This is a genomic window from Pseudomonas sp. Q12-87, assembly GCF_001269755.1.
GTDB classification, from domain to species: Bacteria; Pseudomonadota; Gammaproteobacteria; order Pseudomonadales; family Pseudomonadaceae; genus Aquipseudomonas; species Aquipseudomonas fluorescens_S.
This window is the reverse complement of record NZ_LHVI01000010.1, coordinates 125,698-151,333: the sequence shown is the minus strand read 5'-3', so window position 1 is coordinate 151,333 and position 25,636 is coordinate 125,698. Positions and strand designations below refer to the sequence as shown.

The 25,636-nt window shown below is 61.2% G+C and carries 21 protein-coding genes; 18 read left to right on the top strand and 3 right to left on the bottom strand.

What is annotated here, in order from left to right; all coding sequences use genetic code 11:
* The first annotated feature begins 8 nt into the window (after positions 1–8).
* From AD663_RS05500 to AD663_RS05460, 9 genes are all read left to right on the top strand, one after another.
* Positions 9–764 carry a DeoR/GlpR family transcriptional regulator gene (locus AD663_RS05500; RefSeq protein ID WP_003178686.1) on the top strand — a complete coding sequence of 252 codons (756 nt, stop codon included), beginning with the start codon at positions 9–11 and terminating at the stop codon, positions 762–764.
* Between the two features lie 206 nt (positions 765–970).
* Positions 971–2,509 (top strand): glycerol-3-phosphate dehydrogenase, encoded by a 1,539-nt coding sequence (gene glpD, locus AD663_RS05495; RefSeq protein ID WP_003178685.1) that lies wholly within the window; start codon positions 971–973, stop codon positions 2,507–2,509.
* 445 nt (positions 2,510–2,954) lie between these two features.
* A complete protein-coding gene (locus AD663_RS05490; RefSeq protein WP_003178683.1) occupies positions 2,955–3,869 on the top strand; it encodes a glutamate/aspartate ABC transporter substrate-binding protein in 915 nt (304 codons plus the stop codon).
* A gap of 191 nt (positions 3,870–4,060) precedes the next feature.
* A complete protein-coding gene (locus tag AD663_RS05485; RefSeq protein WP_003178681.1) occupies positions 4,061–4,807 on the top strand; it encodes an amino acid ABC transporter permease in 747 nt (248 codons plus the stop codon).
* Complete coding sequence (locus tag AD663_RS05480) at positions 4,807–5,478, top strand: amino acid ABC transporter permease (protein ID WP_003178680.1); 672 nt, start codon at positions 4,807–4,809, stop codon at positions 5,476–5,478. The genes AD663_RS05485 and AD663_RS05480 overlap by 1 nt, the downstream gene beginning before the upstream one ends.
* A complete protein-coding gene (locus AD663_RS05475) occupies positions 5,475–6,209 on the top strand; it encodes an amino acid ABC transporter ATP-binding protein (RefSeq protein WP_003178678.1) in 735 nt (244 codons plus the stop codon). Before AD663_RS05480 ends, AD663_RS05475 begins: the two co-directional genes overlap by 4 nt.
* Before the next feature lie 211 nt (positions 6,210–6,420).
* On the top strand, positions 6,421–8,322 hold the full coding sequence (locus tag AD663_RS05470; protein ID WP_003178676.1) for an ATP-binding protein: 1,902 nt from the start codon (positions 6,421–6,423) through the stop codon (positions 8,320–8,322).
* Complete coding sequence (locus tag AD663_RS05465; RefSeq protein WP_003178674.1) at positions 8,319–9,647, top strand: sigma-54 dependent transcriptional regulator; 1,329 nt, start codon at positions 8,319–8,321, stop codon at positions 9,645–9,647. Before AD663_RS05470 ends, AD663_RS05465 begins: the two co-directional genes overlap by 4 nt.
* A 24-nt stretch (positions 9,648–9,671) precedes the next feature.
* Complete coding sequence (locus AD663_RS05460; RefSeq protein ID WP_172680585.1) at positions 9,672–10,001, top strand: GlpM family protein; 330 nt, start codon at positions 9,672–9,674, stop codon at positions 9,999–10,001.
* Positions 10,002–10,122: 121 nt separating this feature from the next.
* Here AD663_RS05460 and AD663_RS05455 read toward each other — a convergent pair whose 3' ends face one another.
* Together AD663_RS05455 and AD663_RS05450 are read right to left on the bottom strand one after the other, a co-directional pair.
* A complete protein-coding gene (locus AD663_RS05455; protein ID WP_003178670.1) occupies positions 10,123–10,737 on the bottom strand; it encodes an NAD(P)-dependent oxidoreductase in 615 nt (204 codons plus the stop codon).
* A 227-nt stretch (positions 10,738–10,964) separates the two neighbouring features.
* The gene (locus AD663_RS05450) at positions 10,965–11,843 is read right to left on the bottom strand and encodes an MBL fold metallo-hydrolase (protein ID WP_003178668.1); all 879 of its coding nucleotides are present in this window, start codon (positions 11,841–11,843) and stop codon (positions 10,965–10,967) included.
* A gap of 112 nt (positions 11,844–11,955) precedes the next feature.
* Here AD663_RS05450 and AD663_RS05445 point away from each other — a divergent pair, with 112 nt between their 5' ends.
* From AD663_RS05445 to AD663_RS05410, 8 genes are all read left to right on the top strand, one after another.
* The gene (locus tag AD663_RS05445; RefSeq protein WP_053213405.1) at positions 11,956–12,861 is read left to right on the top strand and encodes a LysR family transcriptional regulator; all 906 of its coding nucleotides are present in this window, start codon (positions 11,956–11,958) and stop codon (positions 12,859–12,861) included.
* A gap of 216 nt (positions 12,862–13,077) precedes the next feature.
* On the top strand, positions 13,078–14,586 hold the full coding sequence (locus tag AD663_RS05440) for a sigma-54-dependent transcriptional regulator (protein WP_003178664.1): 1,509 nt from the start codon (positions 13,078–13,080) through the stop codon (positions 14,584–14,586).
* 425 nt (positions 14,587–15,011) lie between these two features.
* Entirely contained in the window at positions 15,012–15,395 is a 384-nt protein-coding gene (gene gcvH, locus AD663_RS05435) for a glycine cleavage system protein GcvH (protein ID WP_003178662.1), read from the top strand.
* 10 nt (positions 15,396–15,405) lie between these two features.
* Positions 15,406–18,255 (top strand): aminomethyl-transferring glycine dehydrogenase, encoded by a 2,850-nt coding sequence (gene gcvP, locus AD663_RS05430; protein WP_053213404.1) that lies wholly within the window; start codon positions 15,406–15,408, stop codon positions 18,253–18,255.
* Positions 18,256–18,457: 202 nt separating this feature from the next.
* Entirely contained in the window at positions 18,458–19,834 is a 1,377-nt protein-coding gene (locus AD663_RS05425; RefSeq protein WP_003178659.1) for an L-serine ammonia-lyase, read from the top strand.
* A gap of 36 nt (positions 19,835–19,870) precedes the next feature.
* On the top strand, positions 19,871–20,995 hold the full coding sequence (gene gcvT, locus AD663_RS05420) for a glycine cleavage system aminomethyltransferase GcvT (protein ID WP_053213403.1): 1,125 nt from the start codon (positions 19,871–19,873) through the stop codon (positions 20,993–20,995).
* Between the two features lie 393 nt (positions 20,996–21,388).
* On the top strand, positions 21,389–21,601 hold the full coding sequence (locus tag AD663_RS05415) for a cold-shock protein (protein WP_003175786.1): 213 nt from the start codon (positions 21,389–21,391) through the stop codon (positions 21,599–21,601).
* 93 nt (positions 21,602–21,694) lie between these two features.
* Complete coding sequence (locus AD663_RS05410; protein WP_003178654.1) at positions 21,695–22,183, top strand: RDD family protein; 489 nt, start codon at positions 21,695–21,697, stop codon at positions 22,181–22,183.
* 179 nt (positions 22,184–22,362) lie between these two features.
* Here the strand turns inward: AD663_RS05410 and nadA are convergent, their stop codons facing one another.
* Positions 22,363–23,421, bottom strand: coding sequence for a quinolinate synthase NadA (nadA, locus tag AD663_RS05405; RefSeq protein WP_003178652.1), 1,059 nt, complete (start codon positions 23,419–23,421; stop codon positions 22,363–22,365).
* A 393-nt stretch (positions 23,422–23,814) separates the two neighbouring features.
* Between nadA and AD663_RS05400 the strand changes: the two genes are divergently transcribed.
* Positions 23,815–25,632 carry a copper resistance system multicopper oxidase gene (locus tag AD663_RS05400; protein ID WP_003178650.1) on the top strand — a complete coding sequence of 606 codons (1,818 nt, stop codon included), beginning with the start codon at positions 23,815–23,817 and terminating at the stop codon, positions 25,630–25,632.
* Positions 25,633–25,636: the final 4 nt, after the last annotated feature.

Sequence of the window (25,636 nt, the reverse complement as noted above, 5' to 3'; positions counted from 1 at the left end):
GAAGCCCCATGAATCTGCCTCCCCGCCAGCAGCAAATTCTCGAACTGGTCCGCGAACGCGGCTATGTCAGCATCGATGAAATGGCGCAGTTGTTCATCGTCACCCCGCAAACCATCCGCCGTGATATCAATCAATTGGCGGAAGCGAACCTGCTGCGCCGCTACCATGGCGGCGCAGCCTACGATTCAAGCGTGGAAAACACCGCCTACGCCATGCGCGCCGATCAGATGCGTGATGAGAAACAACGCATCGCCGAAGCCATTGCCGCGCAGATCCCCGACCACGCCTCGCTGTTCATCAACATCGGCACCACCACCGAATCCATCGCCCGGGCGTTGCTCAATCACAACCATCTCAAGGTCATCACCAACAACCTGCACGTGGCTTCGATCCTCAGCGCCAAGGACGACTTCGAAGTCCTGATCGCCGGCGGCAATGTACGTCGCGACGGTGGTGTAGTCGGCCAGGCCAGCGTCGACTTCATCAACCAATTCAAGGTCGACTTCGCCTTGGTGGGCATCAGCGGGATCGATGAAGACGGCAGCCTGCTGGATTTTGACTATCAGGAGGTTCGGGTTTCCCAGGCCATCATCGCCAACGCCCGGCAAGTACTGCTGGCGGCCGACTCCAGCAAGTTCGGACGCAATGCCATGGTCCGCCTGGGCCCCATCAGCCTGATCGATTGCCTGGTGACCGACCAGCAACCGGTGCCGGCCCTGGCGCAATTGCTCAGCCAGCACAAGATTCGGCTGGAAGTGGTTTAACCCCCTCCCTCTGTACCGGTGAGAGGATCACCCCTCACCACCTTCCATTCAGCATCTTCATGTTCGTAAATTTTCCTTTCAGCTTCCTTTGATCAGTATTTTCAATCGAAGTCGGCTGGCTGTTGCTGTGTTTATGGGCTAGTATTTTCGCAAATGAACATTTATGTTCGAATTCAAATATTACGAAAAGAGCCCGAGGCCAGCCGATGCCCACTTCTACCTTGCCTACGCCCCCTCTCGCCGAGATTTACGATATCGCCGTCATTGGTGGTGGAATCAATGGCGTGGGGATTGCCGCGGACGCTGCCGGTCGCGGTCTTTCGGTGTTCCTTTGCGAAAAAGACGACCTGGCCAGCCATACCTCCTCGGCCAGCAGCAAGTTGATCCACGGTGGCCTGCGCTACCTTGAACATTATGAGTTTCGCCTGGTGCGTGAAGCGCTGGCCGAACGGGAAGTGCTGCTGACCAAGGCTCCCCATATCGTCAAGCAGATGCGCTTTGTCCTGCCCCACCGTCCACATTTGCGTCCCGCCTGGATGATTCGAGCAGGCCTGTTCCTTTACGATCACCTCGGCAAACGCGAGCAACTCGCCGGCTCGAGAAGTTTGAAGTTCGGTGCCGACAGCGTACTGAAAAGCGAGATCACCCGCGGTTTCGAATACTCCGACTGCTGGGTCGATGACGCACGCTTGGTGGTGCTCAACGCCATGGCCGCCCGGGAAAAAGGCGCGCATATCCACACCCGTACACGCTGCGTCAATGCTCGGCGCAGCAAGGGCCTGTGGCATTTGCATATGGAACGTGCCGACGGCAGCCTGTTTTCGATTCGCGCCAAGGCGTTGGTGAACGCCGCCGGCCCGTGGGTCGCCAAGTTCATTCGCGACGACCTGAAGATGGAATCGCCCTATGGCATCCGCCTGATCCAGGGCAGTCACCTGATCGTGCCGAAACTCTACGAAGGCGAGCATGCGCACATTCTTCAGAACGAAGACCAGCGCATCGTGTTCACCATTCCGTACCTGAACCAGTTCACCCTGATCGGCACGACCGATCGCGAATACACTGGCGACCCGGCCAACGTGGCGATTACCGACGGCGAAACCGATTATCTGCTGAAGGTTGTCAATGCGCACTTCAAGAAGCAGGTCAGCCGCGACGACATCCTGCACAGCTATTCCGGTGTGCGCCCACTGTGCAATGACGAGTCCGACAACCCGTCGGCCGTGACCCGGGACTACACCCTTGCGCTCTCGGGCGGTGGCGAAGAAGCGCCATTGCTGTCGGTGTTCGGCGGCAAGCTGACCACCTACCGCAAACTGGCCGAATCGGCCATGGCGCAACTGGCACCTTATTTCACCCAGATGCGCCCAAGCTGGACCGCCGTAGCCACGCTTCCTGGCGGTGAGAACATGACCACCCCGCAGGCTTTGTGCTCGGCGATTCGCGACAAGTACGACTGGTTGCCGAAGGACATCGCCCGTCGCTGGTCCACCACCTACGGCAGCCGTACCTGGCGCATGCTCGAAGGCGTCCACACCCTCGGCGACATGGGCGAGCACATCGGCGCTGGCCTCTACACCCGGGAAGTCGATTACCTGTGCAGCGATGAATGGGCCCTCGACGCCCGAGACATCCTGTGGCGCCGCAGCAAGCTGGGCTTGTTCACCACCCCGGCCGAGCAGGAAAAGCTGCAGCAATACCTGGACAAGGTCGAGCACAACCGGCGCAAGATCGAAGCGGCGTGATCCGCTAGCGTGCCAAACCAAAGCCCCTGAATCTGGCGATTCAGGGGCTTTTTGCATTTTTGGCCCCGCTGAATATTCCTGTGGGAGCGGGCTTGCTCGCGAAGAGGGCAGTTCATCCAACATCGATGTCGACTGATCTACCGCTTTCGCGAGCAAGCCCGCTCCCACAGGATTGGGGACGGACTCAATTCATTCGGTTTTCCGAACGCGACCCATTGGTCAATTCGGTCAACCGGATAACCAGCGAGCCACTAAACCTGACACAGAACATTATTGTCGTTATTAAACAAAGATTTAGCCTTAAGCGCCTGGCCTGGCACGACTCATGCTCTACACTCCTGGAGACGAATACCTGCATGCCAACACAACAGGAGCTGCAGGCACTTCGAAGCACTCAGGGCCGACAAATCGGTCGAATAAAAAAAACAATGTCGAGGAAACATCGATGCGTATCGTTCCCCATCTCCTGGGCGCAGCCATTGCTGCCGCTCTGATCAGCACCCCGGTTTTCGCAGCCGAACTGACCGGCACGTTGAAAAAGATCAAAGAGTCCGGCTTTATCACGTTGGGTCATCGCGACGCTTCCATTCCGTTTTCCTACATCGCGGACGCCTCGGGCAAACCGGTTGGCTATTCCCACGACATCCAGATGAAAGTCGTCGAAGCGATCAAGAAAGACCTGGCTATGCCCGACCTGCAGGTCAAATACAACCTGGTCACCTCGCAGACCCGAATCCCGCTGGTCCAGAACGGCACCGTGGACCTGGAATGCGGCTCGACCACCAACAACGTCGAGCGTCAGCAGCAGGTTGACTTCTCCGTTGGCATCTTCGAGATCGGCACCAAGCTGCTGTCCAAGAAAGACTCCAAGTACAAGGATTTCGACGACCTCAAGGGCAAGAACGTCGTAACCACCGCCGGTACCACGTCCGAGCGCATCCTCAAGGCAATGAACGCCGACAAACAAATGGGCATGAACGTCATCTCCGCCAAGGACCACGGCGAGTCCTTCCAGATGCTGGAATCGGGCCGTGCCGTCGCGTTCATGATGGACGACGCCCTGCTGGCAGGTGAGGCAGCCAAGGCCAAGAAGGCCGATGACTGGGCCGTGACCGGTACGCCACAGTCCTATGAAATCTACGGCTGCATGATGCGCAAGGGCGATGAGCCGTTCAAAAAGGCTGTCGACGACGCCATCGTGGCAACCTACAAATCGGGCGAGATCAACACGATCTACGAAAAATGGTTCATGCAACCTATCCCGCCAAAAGGCCTGAACCTGAACTTCCCGATGAGCGACGAGCTCAAGGCCCTGATCGCCACGCCGACCGACAAAGCGGCTGACGACAAGAAATCCTGATTACTGACTAACCTTACCCTTGGAAGGGCTTGCCCCTTCCAAGGGATGGTCACTCCCTGCTGGCACTTCTGGAAACACTCGAACCGGTGGCTGTCGAGCCGATAGCGTGTGCCTGATCAACACGATCAGGATGGGAACGGAGCTTCCCCAGGCGGGCATTTGTACATCGAACGATCTGAGGGGAGACCCTAATGAATTACAACTGGGACTGGGGCGTGTTCTTCAAGTCTACCGGCGTGGGCAGCGAGACTTATCTCGACTGGTACATCGCCGGCCTGGGCTGGACCATCGCCATCGCCGTCGTGGCCTGGATCGTTGCCCTGCTGCTGGGCTCGATCCTCGGTGTAATGCGCACCGTGCCGAACCGGCTGGTGTCGGGTATCGCCACCTGCTACGTGGAGCTTTTCCGTAACGTGCCGCTGTTGGTGCAGTTGTTCATCTGGTACTTCCTGGTGCCCGACCTGCTGCCCGCCGATATGCAGGAATGGTACAAGCAGGACCTGAACCCGACCACTTCGGCCTACCTGAGCGTAGTCGTGTGCCTGGGCCTGTTCACCGCCGCGCGGGTCTGCGAACAGGTTCGCACCGGTATCCAGGCGTTGCCACGCGGCCAGGAATCGGCCGCCCGCGCCATGGGCTTCAAGCTGCCGCAGATCTACTGGAATGTGCTGCTGCCCCAGGCCTACCGGATCATCATTCCGCCGCTTACCTCGGAATTCCTCAACGTCTTCAAGAACTCTTCCGTGGCCTCGCTGATCGGCCTGATGGAACTGCTCGCGCAGACCAAGCAGACCGCCGAGTTCTCCGCCAACCTGTTCGAAGCCTTCACTCTGGCGACGCTGATCTATTTCACCCTGAACATGAGCCTGATGCTGCTGATGCGCATGGTCGAGAAGAAAGTCGCGGTGCCCGGCCTGATTTCCGTGGGGGGTAAATAATGGAATTCGACTTCACTGGCATCATCCCCGCCATTCCCGGCTTGTGGAACGGCATGGTGATGACCCTCAAGCTGATGGCCATGGGCGTGGTCGGCGGGATCGTCCTGGGGACCATCCTGGCGCTGATGCGCCTGTCCCATAACAAGCTGATTTCCAATATTGCTGGCGCCTACGTCAATTATTTCCGTTCGATTCCGCTGCTGCTGGTCATCACCTGGTTCTACCTGGCGGTGCCGTTCGTGTTGCGCTGGATCACCGGCGAAGACACGCCTATCGGTGCGTTCGGCTCCTGCGTCGTGGCGTTCATGATGTTCGAAGCCGCGTACTTCTGCGAAATCGTGCGGGCCGGCGTGCAGTCGATTGCCAAGGGCCAGATGGGCGCCGCCCAGGCACTGGGCATGAATTATGGCCAGACCATGCGCCTGATCATCCTGCCCCAGGCGTTTCGCAAGATGACCCCGCTGTTGCTGCAACAAAGCATCATCCTGTTTCAGGACACCTCGCTGGTCTACACCGTCGGCCTGGTGGACTTCCTCAATGCTTCGCGGGCCAATGGCGACATCATCGGCCGCTCCAATGAGTTCCTGATCATCGCAGGTCTCGTGTACTTCACAATCAGCTTTGCCGCCTCGCTGCTGGTCAAGCGTCTGCAAAAAAGGTTCGCCGTATGATCTCTATCAAGAATATCAACAAGTGGTATGGGGACTTCCAGGTACTGACCAATTGCAGCACCGAGGTCAGCAAGGGTGAAGTCGTGGTGGTGTGCGGCCCTTCGGGTTCGGGCAAGTCCACGCTGATCAAGTGCGTGAACGCGCTGGAACCGTTCCAGAAAGGCGACATCGTGGTCGACGGCACCTCCATCGCCGACCCGAAGACCAACCTGCCGAAACTGCGCTCCCGAGTGGGCATGGTATTCCAGCATTTCGAGCTGTTCCCGCACCTGACCATCACCGAAAACCTGACCATCGCGCAGATCAAGGTGCTGGGCCGCAGCAAGGAAGAAGCCACCCAGAAAGGCCTGCAATTGCTTGAGCGAGTCGGTCTGTCGGCCCACGCCCACAAGCATCCGGGCCAGCTCTCCGGCGGCCAGCAGCAGCGTGTGGCGATTGCCCGCGCCCTGGCGATGGACCCGGTGGTGATGCTGTTCGACGAACCGACTTCGGCCCTTGACCCGGAAATGGTCAACGAAGTGCTCGACGTCATGGTGCAACTGGCCCACGAAGGCATGACCATGATGTGCGTGACCCACGAAATGGGCTTCGCCCGCAAAGTGGCGAACCGGGTGATCTTCATGGACCAGGGGCAGATCATCGAAGACTGCAAGAAGGAAGAGTTCTTCGGCGACATCAGCGCCCGCTCCGAACGAGCGCAGCATTTCCTCGAGAAAATCCTGCAGCACTAAGCGCCACTTCCTTTGGACCGGCTCCTGTGGCGAGGGAGCTTGCTCCCGCTGGGTCGCGCAGCGACCCCAAAACCGGCGAATGCGGTGTATCTGGCACACCGCATCAACCCTATTGCGACTGCTTCGCAGCCGAGCGGGAGCAAGCTCCCTCGCCACAGGACCGCGTTCGAAGGACGACCGCCGCCACACTGGTTGACCCAAGGCTTCTGTGATGAAATGCGACCCCACCCTTTATCGCGCCGCGCCGCCATCACTTGCCGTGAAGCCCCGTCTGATTCGCCATCTGTTCCTGCCGCCGTTGGTCATCGCGTTGATGATCGGCCTGGGCTACCTCGGCTTTTGGATCAGCGAGCACTACGGCGTGCGCGGCCTTGCCGAGAACGGCGAGCGCCAGCTGGAGCTGCATGCCCGCGCGGTCGAAAGCGAGATCAGCAAGTACACCTACTTGCCCAGCCTGCTGGAGTTGGAGTCGAGCGTCTCCGTACTGCTCGACGACCCGACACCCGAACACCGCAAGACCGTCAACGAATACCTCGAAGGCCTGAACCGGCGCAGCCGCAGCCGGGCCATTTATGTCATGGACACCACCGGCCGGGTCTTGGCCACCAGCAACTGGCGCGACGTCGATAGCTATCTGGGGGAAGACCTGTCCTTCCGCGCCTATTTCCAGAACGCCGTGCGCGGTCAGCCGGGGCGCTTCTATGGGATCGGCAGCACCAACGGCGAACCGGGCTATTACCTGGCCCATGGCCTGGAACAACAGGGCAAGATTATCGGCGTCGCCGTGGTCAAGGTACGCCTCGAAGCCATGGAGGAACGTTGGCAGCGGGCGCGCCTGGAGGCTTTCGTCAGTGATGAGAACGGCATCATCATTCTCTCCAGCGACCCGGCGCGACGGCTCAAGTCGGTGCGCCCGCTGAGCGACGACACCAAGGAACGCCTGGCCCGCAGCCTGCAATATTACTGGTTCCCGCTGAACGAACTGGTGCCCCTGGCCCGGGAAAAACTCGCCGAAGGCATGGAGAAGCTGACCTTCCCGGCCAATACCGAACTGGTGTCCGACGAGCAGGCCATCAGTTACCTGTCGCAGACCCGGCCGCTAAGCGACACACCGTGGAATTTCACCTTGCTGACCCCGCTTGAAGACCTGCGGCGCCAGGCGATCAACCAAGGCATCCTGGTGGCCGTCGCCTTCGCCCTGGTGGCGTTCCTGTTGATCGCCTGGAATGAGCGACGCAAGGTCATCGCCACCCGCCTCGCGGCCCGGGAAGCCTTGCAGGAAGCCAACAACCAGCTCGAGCGTCGGATTACCGAACGCACCACCGACCTGCGTGCCAGCAACGAACGACTCAAGGGCCAGATCCGCGAGCGACGCCAGGCTGAAGAGACATTACGCAGGGCCCAGGACGAACTGGTCCAGGCCGGCAAGCTGGCGGCCATCGGTCAGATGTCCACCAGCATCGCCCACGAACTCAACCAGCCGCTGGCGGCGTTGCGCACCTTGTCCGGCAATACCGTGCGCTTTCTGGAGCGCGGTCAGTTAGACGTCGCCAGTACCAACCTCAAGACCATCAACGAACTGATCGACCGCATGGGCCGCATCACCGCCAGCCTGCGCGCGTTTGCCCGCCGAGGCGACGACCAGGGCCGGGCGAGCCTGGGCAAGGCCGTCGCGGCCGCCCTGCAACTGCTGGGCGGGCGCCTTGAACACCTGGATATCGAAATCCACAACGGTTTCGACGACGTCCAGCTGCAAATCGACCAGACGCGCCTGGAGCAGATCCTGGTGAACCTGATCGGCAATGCCCTGGACGCCATGCAGGCCCAACCCGAGCCGCGGCTGTGGCTCGAAGGCGAAATCAGCGACGGCAAATATCGCCTGCGGGTGCGCGACAACGGCCACGGCATCGATCCGCAGGCACGCAAGCACCTGTTCGAACCGTTCTTCACCACCAAGCCCGGCGAACAGGGGCTGGGCCTCGGCCTGACGCTTTCGGCGAGCCTGGCCGCAGCCGCCGGCGGACACCTGGGTGTCGAGTATCCGGTTGAGCGTGGCACCATTTTTGTCCTCAGTTTACCGTTGGTAAGCCTTTCTCCTGCCGAGCCGCTATGAACAACGACCTGAGCGTATTGATCGTCGAAGATGATCCCCATGTCCTGCTGGGCTGCCAGCAAGCCCTGAGCCTGGAAGACATTCCTTGCATCGGCGTGGGCAGCGCCGAAGAGGCCCTGGAGCGAGTCGACGATAACTTCGCCGGCATCGTCATCAGCGACATCCGCCTGCCGGGCATCGATGGCCTGGAGCTGCTGACACGCCTCAAGGCCCGGGATCGCAGCCTGCCGGTGGTGCTGATCACCGGCCACGGCGACATCTCCATGGCCGTCGGCGCCATGCAAAAAGGCGCTTATGACTTCATGGAGAAACCCTTCTCCCCGGAGCGCCTGGTGGACGTCGCCCGTCGCGCCCTGGAACAGCGCAGCCTGGCCCGCGAGGTTTCATCGCTGCGCCGGCAATTGGCCGAACGCGACTCCCTGGAAGGCCGGATCATCGGGCGCTCGCCAGCCATGCAACACCTGCGAGCGCTGATTGCCAACGTCGCCGACACCTCGGCCAACGTGCTGATCGAAGGCGAGACCGGCACCGGCAAGGAACTGGTTGCCCGTTGCCTGCACGACTTCAGTCGACGCCACGATAAGCAATTCGTCGCGCTGAACTGCGGCGGCCTGCCGGAAAACCTCTTCGAAAGCGAGATTTTCGGCCACGAGGCCAACGCCTTCACCGGTGCCGGCAAACGCCGGATCGGCAAGATCGAGCACGCCGATGGCGGCACGCTGTTTCTCGATGAAGTGGAAAGCATGCCCCTGCCCTTGCAGATCAAGTTGCTGCGGGTGTTGCAGGAACGCACCCTTGAACGCCTGGGCTCGAACCAGAGCGTGGCCGTCGATTGCCGGGTGATTGCCGCGACCAAATCCGACCTGGACGAAATGAGCCGCGCCGGGCAGTTTCGCAGCGACTTGTATTACCGCCTCAACGTGGTGACCCTGGAACTGCCGCCCCTGCGCGAGCGCCGCGAGGACATCCTGCAATTGTTCGAGCACTTCCTCCAGCAGTCGTCCCTGCGCTTCGACCGCACGGTGCCACAGCTGGACAACCAGACCCTGTCGAACCTGATGAGCCACGACTGGCCAGGCAACGTGCGCGAACTGCGCAACGTCGCCGAACGTTATGCCCTCGGCCTCCCCGCCTTCAAAAGAGCCGGCGCCAGCAGCGGCAACCAGAGCCTGGCCTTCGCCGAAGCCGTGGAAGCGTTCGAACGCAACCTGCTGGTGGACGCGTTGCAACGCAGCGGCGGCAACCTGACCCAGGCCAGCCAGGAACTGGGCATGGCCAAGACCACGCTGTTCGACAAAGTCAAAAAATATGGCCTGAGCCATTAACCGGACGGTGGATTTGTGGATCTGATTTTCAAAGCAGCGCTGGGTGCAGCCGTGGTGGTCATCCTGGCGATGCTGGCCAAGACCAGGAATTATTACATCGCAGGGCTGGTGCCGCTGTTCCCGACCTTTGCCCTGATCGCCCACTACATCGTCGGCAAGGGCCGTTCGGTCGACGAACTGAAGACCACCATCGTGTTCGGTATGTGGTCGATCATTCCTTATTTCGTGTACCTGGCGACACTCTATGTGATGGTCGATCGCATGCGCCTGGAGACGTCACTGGCCGTAGCGGCGGTGGCGTGGCTGATGGCGGCGACCGTGCTGGTCAGCGTCTGGGTGAGGGTTCACGGCTGAATCGGGAAGAATGTGGGAGCGAGCGTGCTCGCGAAAGCGCCGGGTCAGCTTGCATCGATGCAGGATAAGACGGCCCCTTCGCGAGCAAGCCCGCTCCCACACGGACTCGCGACGTGGTGGATCAGTAGCCGACGGTGTAGCGCGCGCGCGAAAACTGCGGTGTTTCCACTTCATCGATCAGCGCAATGGCGTAGTCGGCAAAGCTGATCCAGCTGCGTCCCGCGTCATCGAACAGCAGGTGATCCTTGCCGACACGGAACTGGCCGGTGCGCTCGGTTTCGACGAACTCCGCCGAAGGCGAGAGGAAGGTCCAGTCCAGGTCCTGCTCCTTGCGCAGCACGTCCAGGAACAACGCACCGGCCGTGGCTTCGGCCAGGTATTCCTCCGGGAAACCATCACTGTCGATCACTCGGCTGTTATCCGGTAGCAGCAACGAACCGGCCCCACCAACCACCAGCAAGCGCTTGACCCCGGCGGCTTTCACCGGGGCGACGAGTTTGTCGGCCGGCACGGTGGCGAAGTGAGCCGCGCTGATGACCACGTCGTGGCCGGCGACCGCAGCGGTCAGGGCCTCGCTGTCCAATATATCCACTTGCTTGCTGACAACCCCTGTCCTTTCGCCGATTTTCGTAGTGTTACGGGCAATGGCCGTCACGCTGTGGCCCCGACGCAGGGCTTCTTCCAACAGTTGGCTGCCGGCACGACCGGTGGCGCCGATGATTGCGATTTTGCTCATGATTTACTCCAGTGATGACCTATGGATGCCATTGAAGGTGTGCTCGAAACGGGCACGACAAATCTTTTGCGGTGGTACATCGTTGTGGCGAGGGAGCTTGCTCCCGCTCGGCTGCGAAGCAGTCGCTAAACGGTTCACGCGGTGTGTCAGGTACGCTCCATTTGCTGAAATTGGGCCGCTTCGCAGCCCTGCGGGAGCAAGCTCCCTCGCCACATGAAATCAATGAGTCACCACTTCATCTCGCCTTTAGCCACCTTGGCACTGAGCTCCAGCGAACTGTCTTCGCCCAGGTTCGGGTAGCGTTTTTTCATGGCGGCGATCAGCGCAGCGGAGTCCTTGGCGCGGGCGGTCTCCTCATCGAAGGCCTTGATGTAATTGGCGGTAAATCTGACCGGGGCCAATGAGCGGTCGCTTTCGCCCAGGTAATGACCCGGAATCACCGTGACCGGTTGCAGTTTCTCGATGCCTGCCAGCGTCGCCAGCCAGTCCTTGTGGGATTGCGGCGTCTGGGTGTCAGCCATCCAGACATGAATGTTCTGCGCCACCACCACACCGCCAACGACCGACTTGATCGATGGAATCCACACGAAGCTGCGGTCCGGCTGCGGGCCGTCGAGGCCGATGATCTGCAAACGCTGGCCCTCCAGGGTCAGGCTGTCGCCCTTGAGTACCTGGGGCAGGATGGCCTTGGCCGGTGCATCGGCCTTCAGGATCGGTCCCCAATATTTCAGCTTGCCGTCCATGGTTTGCTTGATGTGCTCGACCGTCGGCGCGGACGCCAGCACCTTGGCCTCAGGGAACGCGGCGGTCAGGGTTTCCAAGCCAAAATAGTAGTCTGGATCGCCATGGCTGATGTAGATCGTGGTCAAGCGCTTGCCGCTGGCGCGGATTTTTTCCACGACTTGCGCGGCTTGGGTCTTGCCGAACTGGGCGTCCACCAGAATCGCTTCTTTTTCACCGCTGACCAGGACCGAGGTCACCGGAAAAACCGCCGCTGCGCCTGGGTTGTAGACATCCAGTGTCAGGTCGGCCGCCCAGCTATGCGCCGCGAACGCCAGGGTTGCGGTTGCCAGCAGCAGTCGCTTGAGTGAAATGAAACCGGTCATGGTGTGCTCCGTTGTCCAAAAGCCCGAAGGGAATGAAAGGGAGCTTAGTGGCGCGGCTCGTTTCAAAAAATGCGATGCTTGGACATAGTTTGTTTCTGAAACCGGGCAAATCATGGATCGTCTACAAGCAATGCAGGTGTTCGTCACAGTGGTGGATCTGGGCAGCCAGTCGGCAGCAGCCGAACACCTGGAACTCTCCCGGCCGGTGGTATCGCGGTACCTGGCGGAGCTGGAAGACTGGGTCGGCGCCCGCCTGATGCACCGCACCACCCGCAAGCTGAGCCTGACGGCCGCCGGCACGGAAATCCTGCCGCGCTGCCGACAGATGCTGGAGCTGTCCGGTGACATGCAAGCGGCTGTCGGCACACCGGACGACGCCCCCCGGGGCATGCTGCGTATCAGCGCCAGCACCTCGTTCGGCCAGGCTCAACTGGCAACCGCCATGGCTGAATACGTCACGCGCTACCCAGGCGTGAGCGTCGACCTGCAGATGCTCGACCGCACGGTGAACCTGGTGGACGAGCGCATCGACCTGGCGATCCGCATGAGCAACGACCTGGACCCGAACCTTATTGCCCGCCGTCTCACGGTCTGCCGCTCGGTGATCTGCGCGTCGCCCGGTTACCTGCGTGGACACTCGACACCACAACGGGTCGAGGACTTGAGCCAGCACAACTGCCTGACCCATTCCTACTTCGGCAAGAGCCTGTGGCATTTCGAACAGGACGGCGAACAGGTTTCGGTGCCGGTGCAGGGCAATATCAGCGCCAACGAAGCCAGCACGCTGCTGTGCGCCACCATGGCCGGCGCCGGGGTGGCGATGCTGCCCAGCTACCAGGCCGGCGCCCACATCAAGAACGGTGAACTGATCCGCCTGCTGGCCCATGCCGAGCCCCGCCAGATGAGCATGTACGCGGTGTATGCATCCCGCAGGCACATGCCGTCGGCGCTGCGCAGCATGCTGGATTTCCTGGTGCTCAAGTTTCCCGAGACGCCTGAATGGGACGTGGGGTTGTAGGCAATATCGACTGCACCGCGCCCCCTTGTGGGAGCGGGCTTGCTCGCGAAAGCGGTGTATCAGTCGATATCTGCTTTGCTGACACTACGCTTTCGCGAGCAAGCCCGCTCCCACAGAGAAGTTCGGCATATTTCTCGAGAGCTGCACCAGTTTCACCAACACCCCGGCCCAAGGCATACTTGCCACCCTTCGCACTCCAGAAGCCAAAACCGCCCCATGCGTATCCACGTCAGCTTCATCGACCGCGTCGGCATTACCCAGGAAGTCCTGGCCTTGCTCGGTGGGCGCAATCTCAACCTGGATGCGGTGGAAATGGTGCCACCCAACGTCTATATCGACGCGCCGACCCTCAGCCCGCAAGTACTGGATGAGTTGCGCGAGGCGCTGTTCAGCGTGCGTGGCGTGCAGGCGGTGACGGTGGTGGACATCCTGCCGGGCCAGCGCCGGCATTTGCAGCTCGACGCGTTGCTGGCGGCCATGACCGACCCGGTGCTGGCCCTGGACAGCGCCGGCAAGGTGTTGCTGGCCAACCCGGCGCTGATCGCCTTGTACGGTCGGGAACCCGCCGGGCAAAGCGTCGCCGAGCTGTTCGGTGACGAAGCCCTGTTGGGTGCGCTGCTGGAAAATGGTTTTCGCCTGCCGCTGCGGGAAATCACCCTCAACGGCCAGACCTTGCTGCTGGACGCCACGCCCATCACCGACGCTGGCGCCCTGCTGACGCTCTACCAGCCCAACCGCATCGGCGAACGTTTGTCGGCCCTGCACCACGATCACGCCGAAGGCTTTGATGCATTGCTGGGCGAATCCCCGGCGATTCGTACACTCAAGGCTCGGGCCCAACGGGTCGCAGCGCTGGATGCACCGCTGCTGATCCAGGGCGAAACCGGCACCGGCAAGGAGCTGGTGGCCCGTGCCTGCCACGCCATCAGCGCCCGTCATGGCGCACCGTTCCTCGCCCTGAACTGCGCCGCGCTGCCGGAAAACCTGGCCGAAAGTGAACTGTTCGGCTACGCCCCCGGCGCCTTCACTGGCGCGCAACGGGGCGGCAAGCCAGGGCTGATGGAACTGGCGAACCAGGGCACGGTGTTTCTCGATGAGATCGGCGAGATGTCGCCGTATCTGCAAGCCAAGCTGCTGCGTTTCCTGAACGATGGCAGCTTTCGCCGAGTGGGCGGTGACCGGGAAATCAAGGTCAACGTGCGCATCCTCAGCGCCACCCACCGCAACCTGGAGAAAATGGTCAGTGAAGGCTCGTTTCGCGAAGACTTGTTCTATCGCCTGAACGTGCTCAACGTCGAAGTGCCGCCGCTGCGCGAGCGCGGCCAGGACATCCTGTTGCTGGCGCGTTATTTCATGCAGCAGGCCTGTGCGCAGATCCAGCGTCCGGTCTGCCGCCTGGCCCCCGGCACCTATCCGGCGCTGTTGGGTAACCGCTGGCCGGGCAACGTGCGGCAATTGCAGAACGTGATCTTCCGCGCAGCGGCCATCTGCGAAAGCAGCCTGGTGGACATCGGCGACCTCGACATTGCCGGCACCTCGGTGGCGCGCCAAGGCGATGTGGAGGTTGAGAGCCTGGAACAGGCCGTGGAGACCTTCGAGAAAGACCTGCTCGAAACGCTTTATGCCAACTATCCCTCCACCCGCCAGCTCGCCGCCCGCCTGCAGACTTCCCACACTGCGATCGCCCATCGGTTGCGCAAGTACGGGATTTCCGGAAAGCCATAGCTTTACTCGGTCCATGTGGGAGCGGGCTTGCTCGCGAAAGCGGTGTGTCAGTCGACATCAACTTAGCTGGCACACCGTCTTCGCGAGCAAGCCCGCTCGCACAAGGGATCTGCGTCTGCCCCAAAGCCGATCAAAAACGACCTCCACCTGTACTGAAAGCGCTACAGCGGAACGATATCGATACACTCATCGCTAAGCAGCGCTGCGCAAGGCTTTGATCCCACAACGATTTTTTCCAGCCTCCCAGCTGTAGCGATTTCGCTACAGCGAAGTCGATCCAAGCTTCGACAAAACCATTCAACCGATTGATATATAAGCAATTATGAAGATTGGCCGCATTCTTGCTATGGGTATAACCATTCGGCCGGGCCAAGCCCCGTGCCTTTCATCGCGTCCACCAGACGAGTCTGGCCCCAGGAGTTTCCATGAGCGAGTTGCGTTTCACTGAAGATCACGAATGGCTGCGTGCCGAAGCCGACGGCAGCGTAACCGTGGGCATCACCGCTTTCGCCCAGAATGCACTGGGTGATGTGGTCTTCGTGCAACTGCCTGAGCTGCAGGCCTACGCCAAAGGCGCCGAAGCCTCTACCGTAGAGTCGGTCAAGGCCGCCAGCGGTGTGTACATGCCTTTGGACGGTGAAGTCCTGGAAGTGAATGACAAACTCGACGCCAGCCCGGAACTGGTCAACGAAGACCCGATGGGCGAAGGCTGGTTCTTCCGCTTTAAACCGACCGATGCCGACGCAGTGACTAAGCTGTTGGATCAAGACGCCTACGACCGCTTGATCAAAGCCAACGCCGAAGCCTGAGGAGCGCACCATGACCGTTAATCTCGGCACCGCCAACGAATTCATCGCCCGCCACATCGGCCCGCGCGCCAGCGACGAGCAAGCCATGCTCGAACGCCTGGGCTACGACTCCCTGGAAGCCCTGAGCGCCAGTGTCATCCCGGAAAGCATCAAGGGCACCAGCGTCCTGGACATGGGCGACGGCCAGAGCGAAGCCGATGCACTGGCCTCGATCAAGGCCATCGCCGCCAAGAACCAACTGTTCAAGACCTACATCGGCCAGGGCTACTACAACTGCCATACCCCGGCGCCGATCCTGCGCAACCTGCTGGAAAACCCGGCCTGGTACACCGCCTACACCCCCTACCAGCCAGAAATTTCCCAAGGCCGTCTCGAAGCACTGCTGAATTTCCAGACCCTGATCAGCGACCTCACCGGCCTGCCGATCGCCAACGCCTCGCTGCTGGACGAAGCCACGGCCGCCGCCGAAGCCATGACCTTCTGCAAGCGCCTGAGCAAGAACAAAGGCAGCAACGCTTTCTTCGCCTCGGTACATAGCCACCCGCAAACCCTCGATGTATTGCGCACCCGCGCCGAGCCCCTGGGCATCGACGTGGTGGTCGGCGACGAACGCGAACTGAGCGACGTCAGCCGCTTTTTCGGCGCGCTGCTGCAATACCCGGCCAGCAACGGTGACCTGTTCGACTATCGTGAACTGACCGAACGCTTCCACGCCGCCAACGCCCTGGTGGCGGTCGCGGCTGATTTGCTGGCCTTGACCCTGCTGACCCCGCCAGGTGAGTTCGGCGCCGACGTCGCCATTGGCAGCGCCCAACGCTTCGGCGTACCGCTGGGCTTCGGCGGTCCGCACGCGGCGTACTTCTCCACCAAGGACGCCTTCAAGCGCGACATGCCCGGCCGCCTGGTCGGTGTTTCCGTAGACCGTTTCGGCAAGCCGGCCCTGCGCCTGGCGATGCAGACCCGCGAACAACACATCCGTCGCGAAAAAGCCACGAGCAACATCTGCACCGCCCAAGTGCTGCTGGCCAATATCGCCAGCATGTACGCCGTGTATCACGGCCCCAAGGGCCTGGTGCAAATCGCCAACCGCATCCATCACCTGACCGCGATTCTCGCCAAGGGCCTGGGCGCGCTGGGCCTGAGTGTCGAGCAAGAAAGCTTCTTCGATACCCTGACCCTGCACACCGGCGCACAAACCGCCGCCCTGCACGACAAGGCCCGTGCCCAGCGCATCAACCTGCGTGTGGTGGACACTGAACGCCTGGGCTTGTCCCTGGATGAAACCACCAGCCAGGCTGACGTCGAGGCCTTGTGGAACCTGTTTGCCGAGGGCAAGGCCGTGCCTGACTTCGCCGCCCTGGCCGCCAGCGTGCAAAGCCGTATCCCGGCCGAGCTGGTGCGCCAATCGGCGATCCTCAGCCATCCGGTGTTCAACCGCTACCATTCCGAAACCGAGCTGATGCGCTACCTGCGCAAGCTCGCCGACAAGGACCTGGCCCTGGATCGCACCATGATCCCGCTGGGTTCCTGCACCATGAAGCTCAACGCCGCCAGCGAAATGATCCCGGTGACCTGGGCCGAGTTCGGCGCCCTGCACCCGTTCGCCCCGGCCGAGCAAAGCGCCGGTTACCAGCAACTGACCGACGAATTGGAGGCCATGCTCTGCGCCGCCACCGGTTATGACGCGGTGTCGCTGCAACCCAACGCCGGTTCCCAAGGTGAGTATGCCGGCCTGCTGGCAATCCGCGCCTATCACCAGAGCCGTGGCGAAGACCGCCGCGACATCTGCCTGATTCCGTCCTCGGCCCACGGCACCAACCCGGCTACCGCCAACATGGCCGGGATGCGCGTGGTGGTCACCGCCTGCGATGCTCGCGGCAACGTCGACATCGAAGACCTGCGAGCCAAGGCCATCGAGCACCGCGAGCACCTCGCGGCGCTGATGATCACCTACCCGTCCACCCACGGTGTGTTCGAAGAAGGCATCCGCGAAATCTGCGGCATCATTCATGACAACGGCGGCCAGGTGTACATCGACGGCGCCAACATGAATGCCATGGTCGGCCTCTGCGCACCGGGCAAGTTCGGCGGCGACGTCTCCCACTTGAACCTGCACAAGACCTTCTGCATTCCTCACGGCGGTGGCGGCCCGGGCGTCGGCCCGATTGGCGTCAAGTCGCACCTGGCGCCGTTCCTGCCTGGCCATGCCAACATGGAACGCAAGGAAGGCGCGGTCTGCGCGGCGCCATTCGGCAGCGCCAGCATCCTGCCGATCACTTGGATGTACATCCGCATGATGGGCGGCGCCGGCCTAAAGCGCGCTTCGCAACTGGCGATCCTCAACGCCAACTACATCGCCCGTCGCCTGGAAGAGCATTACCCAGTGCTTTACTCCGGCAGCAACGGCCTGGTGGCGCACGAGTGCATTCTCGACCTGCGTCCTCTCAAGGACAGCAGCGGCATCAGCGTCGATGACGTGGCCAAGCGCCTGATCGATTTCGGCTTCCACGCCCCGACCATGTCGTTCCCGGTGGCCGGCACGTTGATGATCGAGCCGACCGAAAGCGAATCCAAGGAAGAACTGGACCGCTTCTGCGACGCCATGATCTGCATCCGCAAAGAAATCCGCGCAGTGGAAAACGGCAGCCTCGATAAAGACGACAACCCGCTGAAAAACGCCCCGCACACCGCGGCGGAACTCGTCGGCGAATGGACCCACCCCTACAGCCGCGAACAGGCGGTGTACCCGGTGGCGTCGTTGATCGAAGGTAAATACTGGCCGCCAGTGGGCCGGGTCGACAACGTGTTCGGCGACCGCAACCTGGTCTGCGCCTGCCCATCGATCGAAAGCTACGCTTGACCTGTGGAGGGGGCGGGTTTGCACGCCCTCTCAACAACACCGCATATCCCCTTGTGGGAGCGGGCTTGCTCGCGAAGGCGGTGTGTCAGCCAAGTAAATATCGACTGGCACACCGCCTTCGCGAGCAAGCCCGCTCCCACACTGGATCTGCTTCAACCTCACAGAACCGTCGATCCTCATAAAAAGAAACCGGAGAAACACCATGTCGTTAAGCGTGTTCGACCTGTTCAAGATCGGCATCGGCCCGTCCAGCTCCCATACGGTCGGCCCGATGCGTGCCGCTGCTCGTTTCGCCGAAGGGCTGCGTCGGGACGATTTGCTCGAAACCATCACCAGCGTCAAGGTTGAGCTCTACGGCTCGCTCGGCGCCACCGGCAAAGGCCACGGCAGCGACAAGGCCGTGCTGCTGGGCCTGGAAGGTGAACACCCGGACACCGTGGACACCGAGACAGTCAACGCCCGCCTGCAGGATATTCGCAGCAACGGTCGCCTTAACCTGCTCGGCCAGCACCCCATCGAATTCAATGAAAAACTGCACCTGGCGATGATCCGCAAACCGCTGCCCTTCCACCCCAACGGTATGATTTTCCGCGCCTTCGATGCGGCGGGGCTGCAAGTGCGCAGCCGCGAGTATTACTCGGTGGGTGGCGGTTTTGTCGTGGACGAAGGCGCGGCCGGCGCCGACCGGATCGTCGAAGATGCCACGCCCCTGACCTTCCCGTTCAAAAGTGCCAAGGATTTGCTGGGCCACTGCACCACTTATGGCCTGTCCATCAGCCAAGTGATGCTGACCAACGAAAGCGCCTGGCGCCCCGAAGCCGAAACCCGCGCCGGCCTGCTGAAGATCTGGCAGGTGATGCAAGATTGCGTCGCGGCCGGATGCCGCAACGAAGGGATCCTGCCGGGCGGGCTGAAGGTCAAGCGTCGGGCCGCGGCGCTGCACCGCCAATTGTGCAAGAACCCTGAAGCCGCCCTGCGCGATCCGCTGTCGGTGCTGGACTGGGTCAACCTGTACGCCTTGGCGGTCAACGAAGAAAATGCTTATGGCGGACGCGTAGTCACCGCCCCCACCAACGGCGCGGCGGGGATCATCCCGGCCGTGCTGCATTACTACATGCGCTTCATCCCCGGTGCCAACGAGGATGGCGTGGTGCGGTTCCTGCTGACCGCCGCCGCAATCGGCATCCTGTACAAGGAAAACGCCTCCATCTCGGGTGCCGAAGTCGGTTGCCAGGGCGAAGTCGGCGTGGCCTGTTCGATGGCGGCCGGCGCCCTCTGCGAAGTGTTGGGCGGTACCGTCCAGCAAGTGGAGAACGCCGCCGAAATCGGCATGGAACACAACCTTGGCCTGACCTGCGACCCCATCGGCGGCCTGGTACAGGTGCCATGCATCGAGCGCAACGCCATGGGTTCGGTGAAAGCCATCAACGCGGTGCGCATGGCCATGCGCGGCGACGGGCATCACTTCGTCTCTCTCGACAAAGTCATCCGCACCATGCGCCAGACCGGCGCCGACATGAAAAGCAAATACAAGGAGACCGCCCGCGGCGGTCTGGCGGTCAACATCATCGAATGCTGATGCGCCCGCTTTCTTCAACATTTTCCAGGAGCTGATATGTCCACCGAACAACTGCTGAAAACCCCGCTGCATGCGCTTCACCTTGAACTCGGCGCCCGCATGGTGCCGTTCGCCGGCTATGACATGCCGGTGCAATACCCACTGGGCGTGATGAAAGAACACCAGCACACCCGCGCTCAGGCCGGACTGTTCGACGTATCCCACATGGGCCAGATCCGGTTGATCGGTGCTGAAGCTGCCAAGGCCCTGGAAACGTTGGTGCCGGTGGACATCATCGATTTGCCGGTGGGTATGCAGCGCTACGCCATGTTCACCAACGCGAACGGCGGCATCCTCGACGACCTGATGGTTGCCAACCTGGGCAACGACGAGTTGTTCCTGGTGGTCAACGCGGCTTGCAAGGATCAGGACCTGGCGCATCTGCGTGCCCACATTGGCGAGCAGTGCAGCATCGAGCCGCTGTTCGAAACCCGTGCCCTGCTGGCCCTGCAAGGCCCGGCGGCGGTCACCGTGCTGGCACGCCTGGCGCCGGACGTGGCGAAGATGACCTTCATGCAGTTCCAGCGCGTCACGCTGTTGGGCGTGGACTGCTTTGTCAGCCGTTCGGGCTACACCGGTGAAGATGGCTTTGAAATCTCCGTACCTGCCGCTGATGCGGAAAAACTCGCCCGCGCCCTGCTGGCCGAGCCGGAAGTCGCGGCCATCGGCCTCGGTGCTCGTGACTCCCTGCGCCTGGAGGCCGGACTGTGCCTTTATGGCCACGACATGAACACCGAGACAACGCCGATCGAAGCCAGCCTGCTGTGGGCCATCTCCAAGGTGCGACGTGCCGACGGTGCTCGCGCCGGTGGTTTCCCCGGGGCTGAAACCGTATTCGCCCAACAACAGGGCGGCGTGAGCCGCAAGCGCGTCGGCCTGCTGCCCCAGGAACGTACCCCGGTGCGCGAAGGCGCCGAGATCGTCAACGAAGCGGGCGACATTATCGGAACGGTGTGCAGCGGTGGTTTCGGCCCGACTTTGGGCGGTCCGTTGGCGATGGGCTATCTGGACAGCGCCTATGTTGCGCTGGATACGCCTGTCTGGGCTGTTGTGCGTGGGAAAAAGGTGCCTTTACTTGTAAGCAAAATGCCATTCGTTCCACAACGCTACTACCGTGGTTGATTGACTGTTTCTATACGTAACGCAGTTGCGTTATACGTGCACTAATGTGTAACGCAACCGCCATAAAAAGGTGCATCTTAGACATTTCTGGATGCTTATAACGGTCACAACTTATTGAACTAGCCTATCGAATAAGCCCCGCCCGACAACCCCTGTAAATGGTGGCAGGCTGAGCAAATACGGGCTTCTGCGTGGGGGTTGTTTTTTCGTTGGTAGTTGGCGTAGAGTTTGATCACTGTGTTTGCATGGGTCGCTTGGAATCGTGACCTGGGCAGTAGCTAATGAAGTTCGCTACATCCCGTTCGACGTCTCTTACTTTCCTGCAACCCAGCCCCAGTACTCTTTCATGTGAAAGAGGCTGTCATCAATTTTAGCGTCAAAGGAAATAAGAAAATGTCTCAACGTCAGAGCGGTACCGTCAAGTGGTTCAACGACGAGAAGGGTTTTGGTTTTATCACTCCTGAAAGCGGTCCGGACCTGTTCGTGCATTTCCGAGCTATCCAGGGCAACGGCTTCAAGAGCCTGAAAGAAGGCCAGAAAGTCACTTTCGTTGCTGTGCAAGGCCAGAAAGGCATGCAGGCTGACGAGGTTCAAGCCGAGGCCTAAGGCTTTCGCGAACTAAAAAGCCCCTGATTGATATCAGGGGCTTTTTTATGGGCGTAAATCCGTAAAATGGCTTCTTTTTCATCCGAGGCCGTCATGCCCAAACACCTGCTCACTCCCCAAGGCGACTTTCCCCCCGTCGGCCTGGGCCGTCGCCTGGCAGCGATGTTCTATGACTTTTTACTCTGCACGGCCCTGCTGATTGTCACCAGCGGCGCCTACAAGATGATCCAGATGGCGATCATCGGTGAAGAAAAAATGCGCTCGCTCACCGAAGCCGGCGCGTTGGATGGCGACCCGCTGCTGTCCAGTGTGCTGCTGTTCGTGCTCTTCGGCTTCTTCGCCAAGTTCTGGACTCATAATGGCCAGACCCTCGGCATGCAGGTGTGGGGTGTCCGCGTACAGAACGCCGATGGCACCGCCATCAGCCTGTGGCAGGCGCTGCTGCGATTCGTCGTGTCGATTGCGTCGTTGCTGCTGCTGGGGCTGGGCTTTATCTGGGCGCTGTTCGATAAGCGCAAGCGCAGCTGGCATGACATCTATTCGGATACGCAGCTGGTGCGGATTCCGAAGAAGACCAAGTAAGAACGCACCACAAGCCCCGTGGCGAGGGAGCTTGCTCCCGCTCGACTGCGCAGCAGTCGTGGATGGCTTGTGTGGTTTATTTGAAGGTATCGGGCGCTGACAAGAGGGGCTGCTTCGCAGCCCAGCGGGAGCAAGCTCCCTCGCCACGGAAAGCCCCGCAAGTCTCAAGACCTCGACAATCAGGCATTTCCCGCCAGCTTCATCCGCGCCGCCTGGGTGAAGTCCAGCATGCGCTTGAGCGGGCGAATCGCCTGGGGGACCAGCGCCGGGTCGACAAAGATTTCGTTGGTGCCCGCCTGAAGACTCTTGAGCATCCGCTCCAGGGTATTCATCGCCATCCATGGGCAGTGTGCGCAACTGCGGCAGGCCGCGCCGTTGCCGGCGGTGGGGGCTTCGATGAAGACTTTGTCCGGGCACAGCTGCTGCATCTTGTAGAAAATGCCGCGGTCAGTGGCGACGATCAGTGTCTTGTTCGGCAGGCTCTGGGCCGCAGCGATCAACTGGCTGGTGGAGCCCACGGCATCCGCCAGCTCGATCACCGAGGTCGGCGACTCAGGATGCACCAGGATCGCGGCGTCCGGGTACAGGGCCTTCATGTCCTCCAACTGCTTGGACTTGAACTCTTCATGGACGATGCAGGCACCGTCCCAGAGCAGCATGTCGGCACCGGTCTGGCGCTGGATGTAGGTGCCCAAGTGCTTGTCCGGGCCCCAGATGATCGTCTCGCCGTTGTCCATCAGGCTCTCGACGATTTCCAGCGCACAGCTGGACGTCACCACCCAGTCGGCCCGGGCTTTGACCGCTGCCGAGGTGTTGGCGTACACCACCACGGTGCGCTCCGGATGCTGGTCGCAGAACGCCGAGAACTCGTCCACCGGGCAACCCAGGTCCAGGGAGCAAGTGGCTTCCAGGGTGGGCATCAGCACGCGTTTTTCAGGGTTGAGGATCTTGGCGGTCTCACCCATGAACTTGACCCCGGCCACCACCACCGTCTTGGCCGGATGGGCATTGCCGAAGCGAGCCATCTCCAGGGAGTCGGATACGCAGCCACCGGTCTCTTCGGCCAGGGCCTGGATGATCGGGTCGCAATAGAAATGCGCGACCAGCACCGCGTCCTGAGCCTTGAGCTCAGCGGCGATGGCGGCGCGATACCAGGCCTCCTGTTCGGCAGTCAGCGGCTTGGGCTGCTTGGCGTCGAGGTGGGCTTGAACCAGAAGACGTTCGGAAATTTGCGTCATGTTCGCAAGACCTGCAAGCGCGTATTGCGCGAAAGTCGAGTATACACCCGGCTCCGGACCACTCGGGTACCGCCGGGAAAGTGGGTATCAATCAGGCACGGACTGCGTGAAGCCGGCAAGGCTACAGGTTATCCCACCGTTGCAAAAGATCATTCTGACCTGCGCCCGCCCAAGCACCGGACGCGTTCCCCCGTGGCGAGGGAGCTTGCTCCCGCTGGGCTGCGAAGCAGCCCCAAAATGGCCGGTTCAACATCGATCACCCCACTTGCGCGCCCCTTCAAGCTGACTGAAATGTAATCACTCGCCCCGCTCGCCTGTGTCATCTTTTCGTTCAAACCTGCCCAGGGAATTTGCCCTGGGCACGTAGCGAATCGACTGACGGACTTCCATCGCATGCAAACAAAGACTTCCCGGCGAACCTTCGTCAAAGGCCTGACCGCCGCCGGTATCCTGGGCGGCCTGGGACTGTGGCGCGCGCCTGTCTGGGCGGTCGCCGGCCCCGGCCAGCCCAACGTGCTGACAGGCACTGAATTCGACCTGTTCATCGGCGAAAGCCCGGTCAATTTCACCGGCAACCCGCGCACCGCACAGACCATCAATGGCGGCGTCCCCGGCCCGCTGCTGCGCTGGCGTGAAGGCGACACCGTGACCTTGCGGGTGCGCAATCGCCTGAAGGACACCACGTCCATCCATTGGCACGGTATCTTGCTGCCAGCCAACATGGACGGCGTTCCGGGGCTGAGCTTCAAGGGCATCGAGCCCGATGGCATGTACGTCTACCAATTCAAGGTCCGGCAGAACGGCACTTACTGGTACCACAGCCATTCCGGTTTCCAGGAGCAATCCGGGGTCTACGGCCCGTTGGTGATCGACGCCAGGGAACCCGAGCCTTTCCAGTACGAACGGGACTACGTGGTGATGCTCACCGATTGGACCGACGAGGACCCCGGCGACGTCATTCGCAAGCTCAAGAAACAGTCGGACTACTACAACTACAACAAACGCACCGTCGGCGATTTCATTGACGATGTGAGCAAGAACGGCTGGGCCGCCACCGTGGCCGATCGCAAGATGTGGGCGCAAATGAAGATGAATCCCACGGACCTGGCCGATGTCAGCGGTGCCACCTACACCTATCTCATGAACGGCCAGGCGCCGGACATGAATTGGACCGGCTTGTTCAAGCCAGGTGAACGCATCCGCCTGCGCTTCATCAATGGCTCCTCCATGAGCTATTTCGACGTCCGCATCCCTGGCCTGAAAATGACGGTCGTGGCCTCCGATGGCCAATACGTCAAGCCGGTGAGCGTCGATGAATTTCGAATTGCCGTGGCTGAAACCTACGATGTCATCGTCGAGCCCACCGCAGAGGCCTATACCCTGTTCGCCCAATCCATGGACCGCACCGGGTATGCCCGCGGCACGCTCGCAACCAGGGCCGGGTTGTCGGCACCAGTGCCGCCCCTCGACCCTCGGCCACTGGTGACCATGGAAGACATGGGCATGGGCGGCATGGATCACGGCGGAATGAGCGGCATGGGCGACATGAAAGGCATGGACCACGGGTGGATGGCGGGCATGGCGGGAATGGATCAGGGCCAGATGCAAGGCATGGACGATGGCGACATGCAGGGCATGGATGACATGGCCGGCATGGACCATGGCGCCATGTCAGGTATGGGCGGAATGCAGGCCCATCCCGAATCGGAGAAAGACAACCCGCTGGTGGACATGCAGGCCATGAGCGTCAAGCCCAAGCTGGACGACCCCGGTATCGGCCTGCGGAATAACGGTCGCAGGGTGCTGACCTATTCGGACCTGCGTAGCACCTTTGCCGACCCGGACGGACGGGAACCGGGCCGCACCATCGAACTGCATCTGACCGGGCACATGGAGAAATTCGTCTGGTCGTTCAACGGCGTGAAGTTCTCCGATGCCGCACCGCTGCTGCTCAAGTATGGCGAACGCCTGCGCATCGTACTGATCAACGACACCATGATGACCCACCCCATCCACCTGCACGGCATGTGGAGTGATCTGGAGGACGAAAACGGTCAGTTCATGGTGCGCAAACACACCATCGACGTGCCACCGGGCTCGCGACGCAGTTACCGAGTCACCGCGGACGCCCTCGGGCGCTGGGCGTATCACTGCCATCTGCTGTACCACATGGAAATGGGCATGTTCCGTGAAGTCCGGGTGCAGGAATGAGGAG